Annotated in this window: 3 protein-coding genes; all 3 read left to right on the top strand. The window is 26.7% G+C overall.

The window, feature by feature from the left end:
• Nucleotides 1–327, top strand: a 327-nt coding sequence (gene rbfA, locus COZ07_RS10850) for a ribosome-binding factor A (RefSeq protein ID WP_406608580.1), incomplete at its 5' end; no start/stop codon positions are given.
• Nucleotides 320–1,309 (top strand): bifunctional oligoribonuclease/PAP phosphatase NrnA, encoded by a 990-nt coding sequence (locus tag COZ07_RS10845; RefSeq protein WP_406608579.1) that lies wholly within the window; start codon nucleotides 320–322, stop codon nucleotides 1,307–1,309. The genes rbfA and COZ07_RS10845, both read left to right, overlap by 8 nt.
• On the top strand, nucleotides 1,306–1,886 hold a 581-nt coding region (gene truB / locus COZ07_RS10840), incomplete at its 3' end, for a tRNA pseudouridine(55) synthase TruB (protein WP_406608578.1). The genes COZ07_RS10845 and truB, both read left to right, overlap by 4 nt.

Here is a 1,886-nt window from a genome sequence, read left to right as displayed (position 1 = left end):
GTAATTTATCGAGAAATAAATGATCCGAGGATAAAATTTGTTACTATAACTAAAATACAAGTATCCTCTGATTTAAAGTACGCTAAAATTTTTGTAAGCATTTTTAATGATAATGACGAAGGTCGTCAAAAATTAGCTTTAGAAGGATTGGAACATGCCACAAAATTTATAAGAGGAGAAATAGGAAAAGATTTAAAATTAAGATTCATACCGGAAATAACATTTAAGATTGACAAAGATATAGAATATCAATATAAATTACAAAAAATTATTTCAGAAATACATAAAAAACAATCAGATACAAAGAAAGATAAAAATAATGAATAATTTTAATGAAATTACTAAATTATTAGAAAAAAACAATAGTTTTTTAATTACTTCACATAAAAATATAGATGGTGATGCCATTGGTTCTGAACTTGCCCTGTATTTTATTTTAAAAAAATTAAATAAAAAACCTATTATATTAAATCAAGACAGATTACCAAGGATATATAACTTTTTACCCGACAGCGATAAAGTACATTGCTTAGAAGATAATTATATTAATATAAAAAACATAGATGTTGGAATAATAGTTGATTGTAGTAATTTTGAAAGAATTGAAGAAACCTACAAAATATTCAAGAATATAAAAAATATTATAAACATTGATCATCATAATAGTAACGAAAATTACGGAGACTTAAATTACATAGATTCGGGAGCTTCATCAGTAGGAGAAATTATTTATGATTTGATTAAATTTATAAATTTAGATTTATTAGATGAAAAAATATCTACCTGCTTATATACAGCTATAATTACTGATACAGGATCATTTAGATATTCAAATGTTAGTTCAAAAACATTCAGCGTAGTTTCTGATTTAGCTTCCCAAGGGATAAAACCAAATTTAATTGCAGATAATATTTATAATAGAAACACCTACTCTGGATTAAAATTATTAGGAAAAGCCCTTCTAACTTTAGAGGTGGATAAATCTAATTATGTTTCATGGTTAACTATTACCCGAGATATGTTAAATAATACTGAAGCAAATGATGAAGAAGTAGAAGGGATAATTGATATAGCTAGAACTTTAGAGAATACTGAAGTCTCAATCTTATTTAGAGAAACTAAAGATAATAAAATAAAAGTTAGTTTTCGCTCTAAAGGAGATTTTAATGTAAATGAATTTGCTGGTAAATTTAATGGGGGTGGCCATCCAAATTCGTCCGGTTGTGTATGTTCAGGAAAAATAACTGAGGTTAAAGAAAAAATTCTTTCCGAATTATTTAAAATATCTAAGTATAATAAAAAACAATGAATGGCATTTTAAATATTTTTAAACCTAAAGGAATTAGTTCATTTCAAGCTGTAAAAGAAGTTAAGAATATCTTAAACATTCCCAAAGCTGGACATGCAGGAACATTAGATCCTTCTGCTTCAGGTATTTTGTTGGTTTGCATTGGCCAAGCTACTAAAATTGTTGAGTTCTTAGTAGATTTAAAAAAATACTATCAAGGAGAAATGATCTTGGGTATAAGTACTAATTCCCAAGACTCGGAAGGGAATATTATTCAAAGAAAGAAAGTCAAAAATGATATAGATGAAGAAAGGATTAAAAGAATATTCCTGAAATATAAAAATATAAATAGCCAGATACCTCCAATGTTTTCTGCAACTCATTATAAAGGAGAAAGATTATATCGTCTTGCTCGCCAAGGTATAGAAGTAAAAAGGAGTCCTAAAAAAATTAAAATATATAAATTAAATTTACTAAATTTTAATCAAAACAGGAACCACCCAATTATTAAATTCGAAGTTGTCTGTTCAAAAGGCACTTATATCAGAACATTATGTAACGACATAGGTAATGAATTAGGTTGTGGGGCATACTTATC

The sequence above is a fragment of the Candidatus Infernicultor aquiphilus genome (genome assembly GCF_002784285.1).
GTDB lineage: Bacteria > Atribacterota > Phoenicimicrobiia > Phoenicimicrobiales > Phoenicimicrobiaceae > Infernicultor > Infernicultor aquiphilus.
The sequence above is the reverse complement of the archived record's forward strand: the minus strand, read 5'-3'. Positions and strand labels throughout refer to the sequence as shown.